Annotated in this window: 15 protein-coding genes; 2 read left to right on the top strand and 13 right to left on the bottom strand. The window is 52.6% G+C overall.

Translation table 11 applies throughout. The features are described from left to right. Nucleotides 1–50 precede the first annotated feature (50 nt). Together chrB and chrA are read left to right on the top strand one after the other, a co-directional pair. Nucleotides 51–620, top strand: coding sequence for a chromate efflux transporter ChrB (chrB, locus tag AC3RCL_RS06370; RefSeq protein WP_277749007.1), 570 nt, complete (start codon nt 51–53; stop codon nt 618–620). Further along, nucleotides 620–1,162: a chromate efflux transporter ChrA gene (gene chrA / locus AC3RCL_RS06365; protein WP_492534938.1), complete on the top strand. Its 543-nt coding sequence runs from the start codon at nt 620–622 to the stop codon at nt 1,160–1,162. Before chrB ends, chrA begins: the two co-directional genes overlap by 1 nt. 541 nt (nt 1,163–1,703) lie before the next feature. On the opposite strand, the gene AC3RCL_RS06360 is transcribed toward chrA, so the two are convergent. The 13 genes from AC3RCL_RS06360 to AC3RCL_RS06300 form a co-directional block, all read right to left on the bottom strand. Continuing rightward, the gene (locus AC3RCL_RS06360) at nt 1,704–2,063 is read right to left on the bottom strand and encodes a Rieske (2Fe-2S) protein (RefSeq protein ID WP_492534936.1); all 360 of its coding nucleotides are present in this window, start codon (nt 2,061–2,063) and stop codon (nt 1,704–1,706) included. A 326-nt stretch (nt 2,064–2,389) separates the two neighbouring features. Further along, nucleotides 2,390–3,445: an amidohydrolase family protein gene (locus tag AC3RCL_RS06355; protein ID WP_036662337.1), complete on the bottom strand. Its 1,056-nt coding sequence runs from the start codon at nt 3,443–3,445 to the stop codon at nt 2,390–2,392. A gap of 29 nt (nt 3,446–3,474) precedes the next feature. Next, nucleotides 3,475–5,025, bottom strand: coding sequence for an ABC transporter substrate-binding protein (locus tag AC3RCL_RS06350; protein WP_492534934.1), 1,551 nt, complete (start codon nt 5,023–5,025; stop codon nt 3,475–3,477). A 61-nt stretch (nt 5,026–5,086) separates the two neighbouring features. Continuing rightward, a complete protein-coding gene (locus tag AC3RCL_RS06345; protein WP_036662331.1) occupies nt 5,087–5,947 on the bottom strand; it encodes a carbohydrate ABC transporter permease in 861 nt (286 codons plus the stop codon). A gap of 12 nt (nt 5,948–5,959) precedes the next feature. Beyond that, the gene (locus AC3RCL_RS06340; protein ID WP_090910674.1) at nt 5,960–6,880 is read right to left on the bottom strand and encodes an ABC transporter permease; all 921 of its coding nucleotides are present in this window, start codon (nt 6,878–6,880) and stop codon (nt 5,960–5,962) included. A 190-nt stretch (nt 6,881–7,070) separates the two neighbouring features. Further along, nucleotides 7,071–9,383 (bottom strand): helix-turn-helix domain-containing protein, encoded by a 2,313-nt coding sequence (locus AC3RCL_RS06335; RefSeq protein WP_492534931.1) that lies wholly within the window; start codon nt 9,381–9,383, stop codon nt 7,071–7,073. Nucleotides 9,384–9,607: 224 nt separating this feature from the next. Continuing rightward, on the bottom strand, nt 9,608–11,566 hold the full coding sequence (locus tag AC3RCL_RS06330) for a copper amine oxidase N-terminal domain-containing protein (RefSeq protein WP_492534929.1): 1,959 nt from the start codon (nt 11,564–11,566) through the stop codon (nt 9,608–9,610). A 179-nt stretch (nt 11,567–11,745) separates the two neighbouring features. Next, nucleotides 11,746–12,087, bottom strand: coding sequence for a hypothetical protein (locus AC3RCL_RS06325; protein WP_213580445.1), 342 nt, complete (start codon nt 12,085–12,087; stop codon nt 11,746–11,748). Nucleotides 12,088–12,143: 56 nt separating this feature from the next. After that, nucleotides 12,144–14,402 carry an outer membrane protein assembly factor BamB family protein gene (locus AC3RCL_RS06320; protein WP_492534926.1) on the bottom strand — a complete coding sequence of 753 codons (2,259 nt, stop codon included), beginning with the start codon at nt 14,400–14,402 and terminating at the stop codon, nt 12,144–12,146. Between the two features lie 186 nt (nt 14,403–14,588). Then, entirely contained in the window at nt 14,589–14,909 is a 321-nt protein-coding gene (locus AC3RCL_RS06315; RefSeq protein ID WP_096775203.1) for a hypothetical protein, read from the bottom strand. Nucleotides 14,910–15,151: 242 nt separating this feature from the next. Continuing rightward, nucleotides 15,152–16,369 (bottom strand): sensor histidine kinase, encoded by a 1,218-nt coding sequence (locus AC3RCL_RS06310; RefSeq protein ID WP_192569482.1) that lies wholly within the window; start codon nt 16,367–16,369, stop codon nt 15,152–15,154. 21 nt (nt 16,370–16,390) lie between these two features. Next, nucleotides 16,391–17,083, bottom strand: a complete 693-nt coding sequence (locus tag AC3RCL_RS06305) for a response regulator transcription factor (RefSeq protein WP_012819373.1) — start codon at nt 17,081–17,083, stop codon at nt 16,391–16,393. 152 nt (nt 17,084–17,235) lie between these two features. Beyond that, a complete protein-coding gene (locus AC3RCL_RS06300) occupies nt 17,236–18,420 on the bottom strand; it encodes an acyltransferase (protein ID WP_192569483.1) in 1,185 nt (394 codons plus the stop codon). Nucleotides 18,421–18,715: the final 295 nt, after the last annotated feature.

Here is an 18,715-nt window from a genome sequence, read left to right as displayed (position 1 = left end):
TTCGACAGAAAGGACTCCTACCCTTGGATGATAAAAACAGCAATCCATACATGGAATTAACGTTCGGCATGTTCCGAACCGGCATACTCGGTTATGGCGGCGGTCCCTCCGTCATTCCGCTGATCCGGCATGAGGCCGTCGTTCGTTACGGCTGGCTCAGCGACGATGAATTCGGAGAGGTGCTGGCTCTGGCCAATGCGCTCCCGGGTCCGATCGCCACGAAGATGGCCGCCTATCTCGGTTACCGGGAAAAAGGGGTGCTAGGCGCGGTGGTTGCGGTTCTTGCGCATATCCTCCCGACCTGCATCGCGATGATCGCCCTGCTGTCGGCGGTGACGTTCCTCAGCAGCTCCAAAGTCGTGGCGGGCATGATTGCCGGCGTTACGCCGGTCATTGCGGTCATGCTGGGCACGATGGCTTACGAATTCGGCGAGAAGGCCGTGAAGGGACTTGGCATTTACGCCGGCATCGGATTTTTTGTGGTGTCGTTTCTCCTGCTGGAAAGCATACAGATCCATCCGGCTCTCGTCATTATGCTGTTCCTTGCCTATGGCACCGTGCATTTTAGAACCGTAGCCAAACTCAAAAAACAAAGACGGGATAAGGAGGGGTCCGCCTGATGGAAGAATGGCTTCAGCTGCTGATCAGCTTTTTTGTCTCCAACGTGCTCGGCTATGGCGGCGGTCCTGCTTCGATCCCGCTCATGTATAAGGAAATCGTCACGAATCACGGCTGGCTGACCGACCCGGAATTCTCCAACATGCTTGCGCTTGGCAACGCGCTTCCCGGGCCGATTGCCACCAAAATCGCGGCTTTTGTCGGGTACGACGTATCCGGCTGGATGGGCATGACGCTCGCCCTCGCGGCGACGGTCATCCCTTCCGCGATAGCGCTCATCTGGCTCCTGAATCTGCTGCAGAAATACCGCACGTCGCCCGTGGTCAAAGGCATGACTCTGCTGGTTCAGCCGGTCATCGCGATCATGATGCTGACCCTGACCTGGCAGATCGGCAAAAGCTCCGTCATCTCCATCGGCCTCCTGCAATCCCTCGGCATTGCCGCCGTCGCCTTCTGGGCCATGAACATCCGCAAGATCCACCCGGCACTGGTGATCCTGGCCGCGTTCGCTTACGGGGGCTTGGTGCTGTCGCAGGTGGTATAAGGGATTATAGTAGAAAACACTATACCTGCCGGAAATACCGGGACGACCAAAAAAGCGAGTATGAGGGGCTCACTCCCACCATACTCGCTCTTTTTTCAATCGAGAGCCATCCAAGCCGTTACCGGACTACGCACCGTACCTATGCCCCCGCTTAGACGAACAGTGCAGTGAGCAGCAATTCACTGTGGACCGGACGTCCAAAAATATGATCGCCATATCATTCCATATGTCCCGAAGTCCTCTTGCTCTATGGTCGTGAGGGCTTTCGGCTTTCTTACGGACTCAGAATACCTTATTTCGTACAAAATAGCCCTTTTGGTATCTTTAGCGGACATAGAGGACCTTATTTGCTGTTTTTATTGGTGTTGGCATCCATAATTCGCACATAAGCGGATCTGGAGTCCGATACATTGTAAAAAATCGAGTTTTGATCTTAAATAACGGATCTAGGGTCCGTTAAAAGCTGACACAAGTAACTTGAGTTCCCATGGCTAGTAATGATACCAGAAGCCCCAATAATCACATTCCTTCAATTCCCCGCCTATTTCCTCCCCATCACCACCCCGATCTTGCCCTCTTGGACCTCCACCTTATACTTCTTCACCCGGATCCGGTCGCTGAACAGCGACTTGCCGGTCTGCAAGTCGAATTCCCAGCCGTGCCAGGGACAGCGGACAATTTCGCCTGCCCGGCCGTATTCGTAGTCGTATACCTCCGAAGGAAGCGTCGTACCGGAGACCAGCCCTGCGCAGATTGGCGCCCCCTGATGCGGGCAGTAGTTCAGAATCGCATGATACTCGCCGTTGACCCGATAGATGCCGATTTCGCGTCCCTCTATGTTCACGACCGCGTGCCCGCCCTCCGGAATGTCCTCCTCCGCCAGCACGTAATGTACCGCCATACATGCCACCTCCTTGCCTATGCGCCCAGCTTTGTAGGGTTTGGCTTTGAGTTTGGTTCAACTTGGGTCCAACCTTGTTTTTGCCTTTCTTTTCGACCCTCTTCTTTCGCCTTTGATTTCGACTTTCTTTCAACTTTGTTTTCGACTTTCTCTCGCCTTTGGTTCGTCTTTCGTTTGTCTTTGGTTTGTCTTTGGTTTGTCTTTGGTTTGCCCATAGCCCCAGCTTCAATTATTCATGCTAGGTTCATACGGATACCGTTCATCCGTTCATCCGTTCATCCGTTCATCCGTTCGTCCATTTATCCATCATCCATTCATCCAATCCCTCAATCCAGCCGATACAGCTGCTTCGCATTCTCATAAAAGATCTTCCGCCGCGCTTCCGGCTTCAGGCCCCGCAGGACATGGCCCGGCGAGTCGAAGTCCCAATGCGGATAATCGCTGGAATAGAGCAGCATGTTCTCGGCATCGATCATATTGAAGAGATCGATGAGATGCTGCGGATTATCCGGCTCCTCGATCGGCTGCGTCGATAAGTAGCAGTGATCCCGGATGTACTCGCTCGGCATTCTCGTCAGCCAGGGCACGGTTGCGCGCAGTGCCTTGTAATTTTTGTCCAGCCGCCACATCAAGCCCGGCAGCCAGGCTACACCGCCTTCAACCAGAACGACCTTGAGGTTCGGATACTTCACGAACACGCCTTCGCAGACCATGCTCACCAGATGCGCCATGAACATCTGGGAGAGACAGGTGTGCCATTCGATGTACCGGGTCGGGTAGCCGGCCGCGGTGGGAGCCGTCGAGCTCCCGCCGCCTTCCGCTCCCGGGTGGATCGCGACCGGTAGGCCGTTACGCGCCGCTGCTTCGTAGATCGGGTGATAGTGGCGCTGTCCCAGCGGCGACCTCGCCGCACTGGAGATCATCACCTCTACGATATCCGGATGGCCGCCGATCCTATCGATCTCGCGTGCCGCCAGCAGCGGGTCCTGGGTAGCTACCGCCATGGCTCCCTTAAAAGCTTTATGCTTGCCAAGCCACTCGGCGATCAGATAATCGTTATAAGCCGAGCATATCGCCGCTGCATAATCCGGATCATGCGTGGAGGAGATGTTATAGACGACTCCCGTCAATACGGCATAGTCCAGATTGTAGCCTTCGATCAGCTGCTTGATCATATAATCGGGATCGGAGCCGGCCTTGCCTCCCCCCGGAGGGATCGAGTCTTTTTTCATCACGCCGATCGGCGAGTAATACCCTGAGCCTGCATACCCGATGCCGGATGCCGCTACCCGGGAGCGCCAAGGCTCCTGCAGATATGGCAGCAGCGCCCTGTCGTCCTGCTCGTTATGAACGTCGACATCGATGATTTTGGTATCGTCCATTGCCTGATTCCCCCCATCTCCATTAAGAATTACTTGCCGCCGTATGTGCGCGTATATGCGGTGTTATACATGGCAAGAAGTTCGTCGGAGCCGAGTTTCTTCGCTTGGTCGATGAATTGCTGATACGTGGAATCGTTGATCGGCGTTTTGCCGGTTACGAACTCCGTTACCTTCTGTTCAAGGAATTTATTCAGATTGTTCAGCTTCGATTTCTCGAGCTCCAGCTCCTCTTCCGTCTTGACGATCTGCTTCGGTGCAGGGACGATATACTGCTCATACCTTGCATTGATATCCTTGCTCTTCTCGCTTAACCCGCGCTCCCACACTTCCCGCGACTTGGCGTTATTCAGCGTGATCAGGTCATACCATACGCCCCAATCCTTGCGCAGCGCATTAAACGGAGATTCGCCGAACTCCTTGTTATATACCGCTTTACCGTCCTCCATCGTATACGTTTTGCCTTCGATTCCTAAGGACAGATAATTCGTCCCCTCTTCGCTGACCAAATAATCGAGGAATTGGACGGCGCGCTCCTTATCCTTCACTTTGGCCGATATCGCTCGGCCGACGGTGCCAACGACCGGGCGGGAGAACTGATAGTTCTTGATCCCTTCGGCAGCAAAGGATGGAATTGCGTCCAGCTCATATTCCGCCGTGCCGGCCCCCCTCGCCTTGGCAACCAAGGATTCAAGATCGGCCTTCCAGAAAAACGTCACCAAGGATTTGCCCGTCAGGATGCGCTCCTCCCACTGCGCTTGCGTCAGCAGCGAGAATTCCGGATCCAGCAATTTTTCCGCATACAGCTTATTCAGGTATACCAGCATATCCTGATAATTCTCATGATACGGCGCGAATGCGTATTGATCCGTGGTTGGATCCAGGTTGTAATAACCGCTGATGCCGGTAAAGATACGCCCGAAGGTCGTATACAGCCCCGTGTCGCCTACGATCGCGTTCGATATGAGCGGGTAGGAGTCCGGCACCTTTTCTTTCAACTTTTTCAGATATTGATAAAATTCATCCACGGTGGTCGGCGCCTGTATCCCGTGCTGATCCATAATGTCCTTGCGGGCATACCAGATAAAGTTAAAGCCCTTGCCTTCCGCATCCCCTTCCAGGACAGGTACGGTATACAAACCTCCGTCCGTGCCCGTTGCCAGCGCCTTGGCTTCAGGATATTTCTCGTAAAAGGCTTTCAGATTCGGAGCCCGATCCAAATAATCATTGAGGTTCAGGAACACCTTCTCCGGCCCATGCTCCCGGCCGTCCTGCGTCGGCACCTGGATAAAATCGGTAGCGGTATTCGTGGCAATCATGATCTGCCTTTTCTCCTCAAGCCCTTCCTGGCTGACGATCTGGAACTTCACTTTGACGCCCGTCTTGGCCTCGATCTCTTTGAAAATCTCCCAGTCATCCCGAACCTTGCCCTCCACCCGGTCGTATACGAGCCATGAAAAAGTAACCGGTTTGTCAGGGCTTAACGTCCCCGAATCGTCCTTGCCCCCGCCGGTGCAGCCCGTAACCAGCATCGCGCAGAGCAGGATCATGGCAAGCGCCGTTCTGAACCCCTTTTGCCGCATTCCATAACCTCCTTTTTTTATCATCACATCGTATAGAAATGGATTCCCGTTAAATCCATGACTACCCCTTAATACCGCCAATCATCGTGCCCTGTACAAAATATTTTTGGATAAACGGATAGACGCACAGGATCGGCAGCGTCCCGATCATGATCATGGCGTATTTCAGCGTTTCCAGATGCGTCAGGTCGCCTTCGCCCTGCACGTTCGTGCCGGCGATCAGGATGTTGCGCATCATGATTTGCAGCGGGTACATTTCCCTGTCATTCAGGTAGATCAAAGCGCTGAAGAAGGAATTCCATTGATTCACCGCCGTGAACAGGCCGATCGTGACCATCACCGGCACGGATAGCGGCAGCACGATCCGCACCAGAATCTGCATGGATCCGCATCCGTCGATGGCAGCCGCGTCCTCAAGCTCCTCCGGCAGCGCCTCGAAAAATGTCCGCATAATGAACAGGTACCATGTGCTGATCAGCGACGGAAGGACGATCGCCCAGATCGTGTCCAGCATTCCCAGCTTCTGAACGATCAGGAAGGTTGGAATCATGCCGCCGCTGAAGAGAAGCGTGAACGCTGCCATGAGCAGAATCACTCTTCGGCCGGGGAGCCACCGCTTTGCCAGCGGATACGCCATCGCCGAGGTTGCAATCAGCGTCAGCAACGTATGCAGGAACGTGTACCGGATCGTATTCCAGTAACTCACCCAGAGATCGGGGTTGTAGATGAGCTGTTCGTAAGCGATCAGCGTAATCTTTTTCGGCCACAGCAGCACCGCGCCGCTCGCGACCATGGCATTGTTGCTGATGGAAGCCGAGAATACGTACACCATCGGGTAGGCCATTACCATGATCAGCACAATCATGAACAATATATTGAATACGTCAAACAGCTTCGAAGCGAAGCTTTCCTGCTTTTTCATCGCGCACCTCCCTTACCACAGGCTGGTCTCCGAGTATTTGCGTACGACCCGATTGGCCGCAACGACCAGTATGAAGCCAATCGCCGACTGGAACAGGCCTACTGCGGTCGCGAAGCTGAAATCGGCATCCAGGATGCCCCGCCGGTACACAAAGGTATTAATGACATCCGCGGTTTCGTAATTCATCGTGTTGTAAATCAAGAGGATTTTTTCGAAGCTGGCCTCCATGAAATTGCCGAGCGACAGCACGAACAGAATAATCATGACAGGCACCATGCCGATGAACGTAATATGCCGGATCTGCTGCCACCGGTTGGCTCCATCCATCTTGGCCGCCTCGTACAGCGTCGGATCGATGCCGGCAATCGCAGCCAGGTAGAGAATGGTCCCCCACCCGACCTTCTGCCATATTTCGGAGCCCACGTACACCGTCCGGAACCACTCCGGCATGCCGAGAAACATGATCGGCTCGATGCCGAACAGCTTGACGAGCAGATGGTTCACCACGCCCGTGGTCGGAGACAGGAAGGTGACGAGGATGCCCGCGATCACGACGGTCGACAGGAAATGCGGCATGTAGCTGATGTTTTGCACGAACCGTTTGAACCATTTGCTCTTCAGCTCATGGAACAGGATCGCCAGAATGATCGGCGCCGGAAAATGAAACAGCAGATCGTACACGTTCAGCATGATCGTGTTGCGTATCAGCTTCCATGCATCGGGGGTGACATAGAAAAATTCAATGAAATGCTTCAGTCCCACAAATTTGCTTCCCAAAATGCCCCGGCCGATCGAATAGTCCTGGAAGGCAATGATGATGCCGTACATCGGCGCGTACTTGAATATCAAGTAGTACAAGATGCCGGGCAGCATCAGCAAGTACAACGCTTTATGCTTTTTCAGAACATAGCCGATCCGTGATAGCTGCGCCAATAATCCCCACCTCCGATTGAAAGCATTTACGTTTGTTTGTTGTTGTCCCCACTATACGAGCCGTGCTTCCTTCGCGTAAAGCAAACATCTTTTCCTTATGACGCATGTTTTGTTATGCCCGCGCCGCAAGGCTTTCGGCCTGTTCCATGCAAAAAAAGAGACTTCAGAAAATAATGCAGTCTCTTCTTTCTTATTGATGGGAACTCCGGTATTTGGCAGGCGTTATGCCTTCATATCGGCGGAAAGCCCGAATCAAGGAATTCCTCCCCCAATACCCCACCTTTTCGGCGATTTCGTCTATTTTCAAATCCGTTTCAAGCAAAAATTGCTTCGCCTTCATCAGCCGGTACTTCGCGATATATTCCACGTACTTCTCGCCGACCTCCTCCTTGAAGGTTCGACTGAAATGCCCGATGGACATATTCATCATGCCGGCAAAATGCTCGATCGACAGCTCTTGATCGTAGTGCTCGTGAATGTACTCCAAAATCTCCATAAATTGTTGGCTGCGGCTGCTGGAGGCCGGTTTCCGGAACAGAAAGCCATGAATGTCCTGGAAGCATTGCGTCAGCTCGTCCCATGTCATGCAGCGATTCATTCGCTCGAACAGACCGGAATAATAGGGAACGTTCAATTCATTGCGCTCCGACTCCACCGCCCGAATCCAGGTGTTGAGCACATCGGCGAGCAGATATTTCATCTGCACGGCTGCCGCATCCTTGCGCCTCCCTTCCTCCAGCAGATCCAGCACGGATTGGAGCAGCTTGTCATACTCCCGGGTTTTGCACTGGTTGTGGATCCGCTGGACCTCCTGCACGGACAGGAAAGAGTCCCATTGCTGCAGCTCCCTTGAAGGCGGACTGCCGCAAATCTCCACCGTGGAATGCAGCCCCCGGTAATTCAGCATAGCCAGCGCATGCTCATAGGACTGATGCAGCTCTTCGATGGCATGAACGGTTCTGCCGATGCCGATCGTCGCTTTATAATAGACACCGTATTCCAGAAACACGTGCCTGATCTGCTCCGCTGTTCGTTCCGGATACCCCTCCGTGATGTGATCATGCTGGACGACGCAAGCCATCAAATCCGGCCTTGTCTGGCAGATCCAGACCATGCCGGGCGGCGCCAGCCGGTGGATCTTGTCCTTCAGCTCCGTCAGCAAAAAGATCTTGGCGGATTCCGAAGTCGAATCATAGAACGACCGGTCATAGTGAAAAGAGATGTTTAGGACGGTTCTCACCGCCTTATGGCTGTAAGCAAACTCAATCTCCTTGGCGTAGTACTCAATCGATAAGGCATCCCGGTATTGCCCCAGCAGGATTTTCGTGAAAAACTGCTCCTGTACGATCGGCAGCATCCCGTTCACCATCTGGTACAGCTCTTTATTCTCGGTCATGATGAACTGGGAGTAGCGCTTGATGACGTCAAACTCGTTGCCTTCGTAACGGCCCTCTTCATTCGGAGCATGATGCAGCTTCAAGCCATCCTTGATCTCCCGAATCGGCCGGTACAAGCGCCGGCTTAAATAATACGAGGCGAGCGCGCCGACAATGAGGAAGAACAGGAGGAACAACCAGCAGATTAAGCGGGTAATATGGACCGGCTTCATCAATGTGCCTAGATCAACCATGCTGATATAATGCCAGGACTCGTTGAAGCCGGACGCCATGAAGGACAGCCCCATCTTGTCCGATATCGTAAATTGCGAAGCGAAACCATCCGTGCGTATTCGCTGCTGCAGGGCATGCTGGTCCTGCTCGGTCAAACCGGTCCGGGCGATCACTTGGGCAGTATCATCCACAATGGCCGTGCCCGTGACCCAGCTCTCCGGAATATGAATCCTCTCCTCAAGCTTGTCTCGCTTCACTTCGACCAGGAGGTAAACTTCAGGGGCGGCGGTATTGAACGGGTAACTCATGGAAGCCGTCACGGAAGCGGGGGAATCCATGAAATCCATCATTTTCTTGCCGGATAATTCGGCTTCCAGCTGGTGGCGGCGGTTCAGATCCAATGGATAGCGGGAACTGAAATAATACGCTTTGTTCGTATAGGTCTCGGCATCGATCATTAAATCCTGATGGACAAAATAATAATAAGCCTTCTCGACCAATTCATCCGATTCCAGCTGCTGCAGCTGCTCCCGCAGGGAATGAAGCAGCTCCGGAAGGAGCTGGCTTTCCGGCGACGAAGACATGGGAGCGAGCAGCACGCTCCGCAATCTGGATGTGCTCAGGATATTAATCATGCTTGTCTTTAGCGATTGAAGCTCGGCATCCGTCTGCTCGGAGAACCGGTTCATCACCACTTGGTTAAAACGCTCGGCATCCTTTTCGATGATGCGAACGACAAGCACCTGAGCAAGAACCGAAGCAACAATGACGGGGATGAGAATAAGGAGAAAATAGTTCGCGAACATTCTCCAAAACAGGGTGTGCCTTCTGGGAGGCGGAGTATCGGCCGCCCCCGGCTCAGACAATCGGTCAGGCGGTATCCTTCGCTTCATGAATGTCCCCCCTTTGTATTTAAAATTGCAAGTAACAGGGCTTGCATTTACGTTTACTATATTTTGATGTAAGTTATAATATTCGCCGCATAAGGGAGACGGATGGAGCTTGCAGTGGGATGGTATTCGTCCACGAGAAAGGATTGCTTCCATAGCAAAAAGGGCCAGGAATCTCCTGGCCCTTTTCCGAAACGAGAATATCTTTTTTGCTTGCTCGCATTCGCTTACTCGTATTCGAATACCGCATCCGGCGTAAGGGTTACATTGGGTGCATAACTCGGCATCTGACCGGTCTCCTGCAAATACTGCTCAACAATCCGAGCGGCATCTACCAAGGAGCTAAGCAGCCAGTCCTCATAAAGTCTTCCGAACTTTTTGTGAAGCCATTCTGAGGTGTACTCATTCGAAAGGGTGAACAGGGAGTAGATTTCACGGACGGTGTTGGTATGCTTGCGACCGTAATCATCCGTCCAAGTCACTTTTTTATTCAAATCCACTTTGCGGATATCTTCCGTTTTGGTCGACAGAATGCCATTCTTGTATTGGTAATAAATGCGCAAGGATTTTTCAAATTCATGGCCTTTTAGCAGCCTCCAACCAGCCATGCTTCCGGTCGCAGGAACCGATGACATTTTGCTTTTCCCGGCGTTTCCGGTGTTGCTGCTGCTCGTTGCCTTCTTCGGCTCGCCCTTTACGACGAATTGTGCCGCGCCCAGCGTCACGGTCATTTGCTGTTTGGATGCATCCCATTTCAGTTTTGCACCCAGTGCTGCGGTCAGCAGATCCGCGGATACGAGCGTCTCCCCTTTGTTCTGGATCGGGGCGCCTTTCATGTTCACGGTTTTGCCGTTGATCTTCGCCTGCTTGCTTCCTGCCTTAACGGAAAGCTTGGTTTCTCCTACGGTAATGTCGAAGGTCTTGGAAGCAGCCTGATATTGGACCGAGCCTCCCACGGCTTGGAATACCGGCTTCAACGGCAGGTAAGTAATCCCCTTTTCCTGCTTGGCGTTCTCCAACGGCTTGCCAAGTCCTGAAACGATTTTCACGGACTGCTTCTTGCCCGCGACCTCCACCGTCAGCGTGGCTTCGCCTACGCCCATGATTTTGTAAGTTCCTTTATCTCCAGCTTTAATTAAATGCGGCTTGTCTACGGACAAAGCGATCATATTCGCCGGAATCTTGTGCTTCTCTCCGCTGCTGTACTGAAATTCGACCGTTGGCGTGATGGAGCTCCCCACCTTCGGCTTGCTGTTCGCTACCTTTAGCGTAACGCCCGTAATGCTCGGAACCGTCACATCATATAATTGTCCATGATCATATTCGGTCCAAGTCCCATCCGATAGCCGGGCGAAAAAGCTCTTGGAACCTTCGATTCCCACAATCTCTTTCACTCCGCTGATCCCGTTCAACGGGCTCATTTCGAAGGTTTGCGTGAATACATCCAATCTCGCATTCCACACCGTTCCGTCCTTTTTGACGAAAATCAGTTTCTGTTCTTTACCGAAAGAAATATCAGCCCCGTCGCTAATCAAGTTTTGGGACAGGTAAGTCGTGCTGCCGTTGATTCGAAGGGTACTGAACAGCACCAGTCTTCCGTCATTGTATAAAATAGCGGCGTAGTCTCCGGCAACCTTGATTTTGCGGATCGCGCCCACGTCCGCTGCTTGACCCAGAGCCACGGGCTCCGGCGTATAAGCACGATTATGGTATAAGACCGTCCCCGACTGGGTAACGCCGCCGATAATCCCGTTGTTCTCGTCAAAAACGGAAACTCCCTCAAACCCCTTTACAGTCTGCGGCTTGGAATCAACCATGCGATGGACGATGCCGTCGGTGGTCAACCAGTAACCTTGTCCAACCTGTTTCACATGATTAGCACCCGCTACAGCCTGATAACCCGATTCCCCCCACATGACTAGTCCGCCCGCGTTATTGACGCCGAATCCGTATCCGCTGGAGCCCGCGACGAACTTCAGATCTCCGCCCATCGGAATCGGGATTCGGTTGATGGGAAGACGGCTGTACGTAATCCAGACCGTGCCGTCCTCCATCAAGGGCGTGCCATCGGGCAGCAGCATTGCAATCTTGGCGCTTGCCTTGCCCGACTCCCCATATGCTGCACCGGCCACGCTGGGAACCATCACGCAAACCGCCAATAGCAGAACCAACATTTTCTTGAACATGAATGAACCTCATCTCTTATCAGAATGTAAGTCTTTCAAATCTAGTCAATTTGAACCAGGAATATTATACCATTCAATAGAAACGAAACAATATCAAAATTCGCAAGATAACATAAGACCAAAAAAACGCCCCCAGCATCTGTTTCCAGACACCAGGGACGCTTATCGTTCATCTGCATTTATTCCATGCGCTCAAACACCCTGAATCTTCGGCCTTCCTGCAAAGCCACCAACGTATGTTCATCGACGACATAGATTTCCGTGCCTTCGGGGAGCTCGTTCGAGGATAAATGCGTATCCGGATATTGATCAGGCTCGAGCCGCTTCTGGATCGTGCCCGCCAAGGTCAAATCCGCCTCAGCAAAAGCCTCGGCACCCTCAGTGCCTTTTCCGATATACTCTTGGTCATCGTATTTTACCAAAGACGCATAACTGGCCGACTGCTTGCTGCCGCAGCCCAAACATAGGATCAACAATAGGCTGATGATCGGAATCCATGCTATCTTAAGCCTCTTGCCCATAAGTCTTCCTCCTTTGCGGACGTCTCCCTACGGTGTTAGTCATCTATCGATACAAGCTATAACAGCTCATCCAAGCGTTCCTTTAACGCTCGGGCATCATAACGAACAAAAGCTCCGTTGACCGTGCCGACGAGCACATCCTGATCCGTTACGTTCAGCGCGCCGTTTTTGGCATAGGTCTCTCGCAAATCGACGTTGCCGGTGATCACGTCATGCAATCTGCCCAAGCTTCTGCCGTCTTCCTTGTTCAACACCACAAGATCGCTTCCCAAACTTATCAGCAGGTACGAATCCAGGATTCCGTAGCTGCTGCCAACCAGATGGGACAGATCGTCACCCGCTTTGGAAGTGGTCTCCATCTTCCATAGGATGCTGCCGCTCTCTATATCTACCGCAGCCGGAATGCCGTTCAAGGCAAGATAGACTCGCGCTCCCTTGATGACGCCACGGGTGGCCTTCCCTTTAATTGTCCATAGTTCCTTATCTTCAAGGCGGTCATACAGTACACTTTCGTAAGCGGCGGCCCCGCTGAAATACTCCCCGCCAAGCGCACGCTGCACCAGCAGATACCGCTCATTCAACACCTCGAACCTTTCCATCTCAAGTGCCTGATACGTGTCTTCGCGCTCGCCGGTTTCCGTATTGAGCAGAACCCATTCCTTGCCAAGCAGCATCCATCGTGTTGTCATATCCGCTGGCGCAGTTGGATCGTAACGATAACCTCCGGTAAAATACGGATCTCGGGACGGATCGTCCATCACCCTCTTGCCGACCTTCACATGCCATGCCGCTTTGCCGGTGACCGGATCGTAAGCGGTAAGCTGTCCGTTCTGCTCGATGAGCACGTACGGATCGTCCGTTCCTGCATTCAGCAAGCGGTGTTCGCCGGACAAGGTCTTTTTCCAACGCTGCTTACCGGTATCCTGATCCAGGACGCTCAGCACGCTTTTGGTTTCGTTCATGTTCAAAGCTTCGACCAGTACGATCGCATCGGCCGCAGCCGTCATCGTCAAACCGAATTCGTTCTTGGGCTTAACCTCCCATAACACCTTGCCATCCGACAACCGGATATGCCGCACGCGGGCCACGTAATCCTTAACCTCAGGGTTATATGCCGAGTACATCGTGACATGCTGCCGCTCCCGATCTGTAATGGCCGTATACCATCCGAATCCCGCATCCTCCTGCCACAGCTTCTTGCCGGTGCCCCGGTCAATTGCGTACAAGGAAGAGTTATCGTGCATCCCGCTGAACCCGCCGTCATCTCCCTTGAGAAGCAGGACATCCTCGTTGGCCTCCAGCAGGAAGGTGAAATTCAGATTACCCTGATTTCGCCAATCGGGATCGGCTGTTATGGTCTTGCGCAGCGGCAGGACGTCCAAACGATAGGTAAACTCGTAATCATCGCCTGGATTGTAACTCCGCTCGAAGGATCCCGCCGAAGGGATTACCCATTCGCTGGAACTCAGCTTTCCGGATGGGGAGAACGTCACGGTATAATGGGCATCCCGCTGCTCGTATCTCAAGGTCTCCCCGAGTATCATCGGTTGATTGGAGCTCGATTCCTGATTCCGCGATGTCTCCCTCGCCTGCGGTTCGCCGAGCAGCTTTTTCACGTACGAAGAAGGGGTCCCTTTCTTAAAAAGAAACTCCGTCAAGTTGCGCACCACATCCGTCGCTACTTCCGAATTGCCACCGAGAAGCGCTTCAGGCATCGCCTTCTTGGCTGTCGTGTCCTTCCCTTGTACCCACATCATCGCCGGGCGGTAGATCCGGTAATCTTCCTTCCACTTGGAGGGAGCGACCATAACGCCGTACCAGTCCTTCCACTGGGCTACGGCGATGAGGGACGTTCCCGTCTGGGATACCGGCCATTTCACCGCGCTTCCGGGAGCCAGGTATATGCTGCCGCTGCTGCGCAGTTGAAGCGAGAGCGGGGAAATATCGTTCACTTTGGCAGCTTCCTTGGAAACATACCATGTCGGGAGCCACAGGTCCCCACGGGAATCGGACTTGATTAATGCCATTTCCCCCTTCACGGAGTGAAGCCGGAGCGATTCTCCATCGGCCCCGTAATAGCTGGCCTTGAGATTCCTCAGATGGCTGTTCTTGCTAAGCGCATTAGGGAAAAAAGCAGTCCTCTGCTGAAGCGTGACGCGTTGACCGGATGTAAAGCTCCCGGTTCCTGCAGCATCGGCGAATACGGGACGAGTGCCCTCCTGCGCCTGCTGAGCCGGAAGTCCGACGAGTGAAATGCAGGCGGCTGCCGTTATTCCGATGAATAGTCGCTTACGGATCGAAACGCGTGTACTCACAAGAAACCATCCTCTCCCATACAAGCATATATATTGTAAACGCTATTATAAGACAATATGTTCCAAAATCAAAACAAAAAAAAGCTCCCTTTCAGAAAAGGAGCTCTTTCTAACGCGTGTATGAACGGGCTATTCCTGTTGTGATGCTTCCGCGGCTGATCCGACGCAGGCTCGCTCTCTTCAGCATCATCGGACATTCATTCGCCAGGCTGAATCAGGTACGCTGCGGCTCTGCGTTTGCCTGCCTGTCATGATTCTGGCGCGATTAGACACGCCGTCCGATAATTCCCCCCACACTTGACCGATAAAGGATGCGGGGGCAATAGACGAGTCTCGATTGCCTTCTGATGCCGCCCCGCCGATGGATCGCTCCTCAATCTGCATATTAGCACGGAATGCACTGAACTCTGCGCATCCCGATAATAAAATGACACCAACCATCACAATCATAATCTGCCACGCCACCACGAGCCTGGCGTTCCGTTTCGAATAATCCAAGGATTCCATCCGACTTCCTCCTTATGTACGTTCTGAAGGAAAGTATAAGGAACATATCTTATCAATCAGCGGGGCAAGTTCTTAACGAATGCTTAAATAAAACTGAACAATTCCATAGGGATCCTTGCAGCAGCGATCGGGGAGCCCTTCTCAGGATCATATAAAAACGCTCCCTCGAAGGGAGCGTTCGCTTTGGCTGCCTCAATTGCTTCGCAATGCAGAACGACCACCGTGCGGCAAGCGAACTGCTGCTATACGACTTGGGGAAAGCGGGTTTCAAAGGTCGTCCGCTGCCGGTCGCTCCGAACCCGGATTTCGCCGCCCTGGACCTCCACGATGCTCTTCGTGATCGCCAGTCCCAGTCCCGTGCCCCCGGTCTGCTTCGAACGGGAAGCCTCCACGCGGTAGAAGCGATCGAAGATGAAAGGCAAATCCCGCTCCGGAATCGGATCGCCGTAGTTGGTGAAGCTGATGCTCACCTGACCGCCCACGCTGCGGACGGCGATGTCGATCCTGTGTCCCGACTCTCCGTACCGGATCGCATTGGATATCAGATTCTCGTAAGCCCGGACAAGCTGGGCGCCGTCTGCCCGAATAACGAGGCCTTCCTCCGCCGCAAGCTTGCATTCCATCCCGGCTTTCTCCAAGGACGGCACGAATTCCTCGATCAGCTGTCTCATGAACTGAGCCATATCGATCTCCCTAATATCCAGCGGAAGCCCGTTATTGATCCTCGTGTATTCGAACAGGTCATCGATCAGCTTCTTCAGATTCTGCGCTTTCTCATAAGCGATATTCACGTAATACCGCAGCTCTACTTCATCCTGGTACCGGTCTTCCTCGATAACCTCCAGGAACCCCAGTATCGATGTCAGCGGCGTCCGGAGATCATGGGATACCCCCGTGATCAGATCGTTCTTCGTTTTCTCCGCATGGCGCTCCTCCAGAATGGATTGGTGAAGCTGCCTGCTCATCTGGTTGATGCTCTCGGCGACCTCGCCCAGCTGGCTGCCTGAGCGAACAGGAATCTCGGTATCGAAATTCCCCTTGGCAATCTCGCGAAGGCCATGCGTGATTTCCTCCAGGTACGCGTTCAGCTGCTCGGTCATGCGGTTAATGCTAGCAGCGACGGCGCCTACTTCGTCCCGGGTGTCGAGCTCGATTCTGGAATCGAATCGTCCGGCCGTGATGTCCTGAAGACCGGTCTCTACCTTCCGCAGATCCAGGGCAAACCACCTCGTGCTCATGTAATAGCTTGCCAAAAAAAGAATGACGCCCGTGACCAACATAACCGGCTTCGAACCGAGGTTATTGACGATCCAGGCAAGCGGCGGGTTGATGGCCGGAATGGAGAGGACCAGCGTGCTTAACGCATAGAGTATGATAAGCAGGGCGGCCGCGATGCCGATGCTGGCGAGCAGCATAAGCAGCATCTTCAGGCGGATGCTATGAAGCTTCAATCCTTTCAAGTCAGTCACCTCTGGTTAAGTTTACTCTATTTTGTAACCGATCCCCCATACCGTCTTAATGTATTCCGGTTGCTGCGGATCCTTCTCGATCTTCTCGCGCAGCTTGCGAATATGGACCATGACCGTATTCTTCGATTCCATGAACGGCTCGTTCCATACCTCGGTATAAATCTTGTCCATGCTCAGCACGAGTCCGCGGTTGATGGCCAGCGTATGAAGCAGGGAGAATTCGCGCGGCGTCAGCTTAATCTCCCTACCGGCCACCGTTACCCGGTGGGACGCGACATTGAGGATCAGCTCATCGATCTGGATTTCGTTCTCGTCCCGTACCGATTGATTGTTCAGCTGTTTGTACCGGCGGAGCTGCGATTTGATCCTTGCGACCAGTTCCAGCGGACTGAACGGTTTGGTCACGTAATCATCCGCGCCGATGCTGAGTCCAGCGATCTTGTCAATCTCCTGGCTCTTGGCGGACAGCATGATAATGGGCGTGTTGTTCTCCTCCCGAATCTTCATGCATGCCTGGATGCCATCCATCTGCGGCATCATGACATCGAGAATGATCAAATCCACTTTATGGTTTTTTAGAATCTCCAGCGCTTCCAGGCCATGAGATGCGGTGAGCAGCGTATAGCCCTCATTCCTGACGTAAATCTCCATCAATTTCAAAATTTCGGTTTCATCGTCAACCATCAGTATCGTAACTCCAGACATGGCTCCTCCTTGATCATAAAGCGGCAGTCAGCATAACGCCTTTTACGTTCTCTTCTCCATGGATGTTGTCAGGCCGGGCAATGCTGCTGTTTTGGTTTCCTTTCGCCATGGCCATGCCTCGTCGGGTATACGTCCTATTCTTGCGAAACAGGCTAGGAACCGGAAAGCGGCACAGCCGGCGCATCGGTTGGTTTACCCGATCTCTTCGCCTTCGGAATATTACCGAAAATCACCCATGAGCCCGGTATATATCGAACCGTCAATTCCACGACGATCCATGAACAGCCTAAGGCTGCCGCAAAACCGCCCGCATACCACAGATGGGTTAGGATCGAGTTCCCCGTGGTTAGCGGGAATTGACGGTAGACGAGCAGAAAGAACGGATGAATGAGATAAATCCCGAAGGATACGGCCCCCAGTCTCTCCAGCGCGGGCGTCCATCCGCGTACCCCGGCCCGGTAGAACAGAATGGCGAACTGGAGCAGGACAAGCGCCCCAAAGTAAGTATGCATATTCCACAGCAGCTCGTACAGCGTTGAATTATATCCGGTTCCGTGAAGACGGTTGTTGTAATAAATGTACACATGGCCGAGACCGGCAGCTGCCCATGCGATCCACAGCATCGTCCAAGCCGCTATGCGGTAAGGCTGTGCGTTGGCACGGCTGATCACAAGCCAGGCCTTCAGTTTCGGATAATAGATGCCGATAAAAGCGCCCAGCATGAAGTAAGCTATATAGGACAGGGCCCAGCTTCCCTTATTCGGCACCTGCCAATAATACTTATTCATCAGTATAAACGTCCACTGGATCACCAGTCCAATCGGTATCGCCCATTTTGCAAGCTGCGGCATCTTCTTGAACAACCACAGCACCAGCGGAAACAGCACATAAAACTGAATGCTGATAAACACGAAGTACAGATGCGTATACGCTTTGCCGGTCAACAGCTTTTGAATAAAACTCTCCATCGTCTCGCCAAACGGCCTGCCTTGATAATGCAGATAGTGCAGCAGCCCGAAGTAAAACACGGAAAAGAGTGTATACGGGATGATGATGTACAGCAATCTTTTTTTGTAGAATCCGCCGATCAGCTTCTTGGTCGTAGGGCGGTCATAATAATTGTAGAAGAGTACCAGGCTGCTCAAAAATATAAACGTCGGCGTTCCGTATTTCATGAAGATGTTCATAAAATTGTAGATGAAAAAGTATTTGGAGTCCGTCATGGCCGATACGGCATACGATGTCGAGTGAACGGACAGCACGCCGATAATGGCGAATGCGCGGACCAATTGCAGCTCGGGAAGACGCTCCCTTGGCAGAGAATTCATTTTGTTCATGGCAGTACCCTCTCATTTCAAAGTCCGAATTTTTCTCGTTCCTAACCGAAACGAATTCAACCAGTATAGTAGACATTTCTTAACGTCTTACTTCCAAATTCTTAACAATTGCTTAAGATTCTGGTTCATCCTCCTAATAAAATTCTCCTTGATCCCGAAGAATCCTTGGTCTTACAATAAGAAAAATATCTATCGACGTACTTTCTCAGAAGACAGACCGCGTATAGCGGAAGTTTTTCTTGCGAGATAAGGATAGTAAGACTCTGAAGCTTATACTCTCTTATCTCTTAAAATA

This window comes from Paenibacillus sp. MT86, assembly GCF_058792535.1.
Note: the sequence above shows the minus strand (reverse complement) of the source record. Positions and strands in the feature narration are given on the sequence as shown.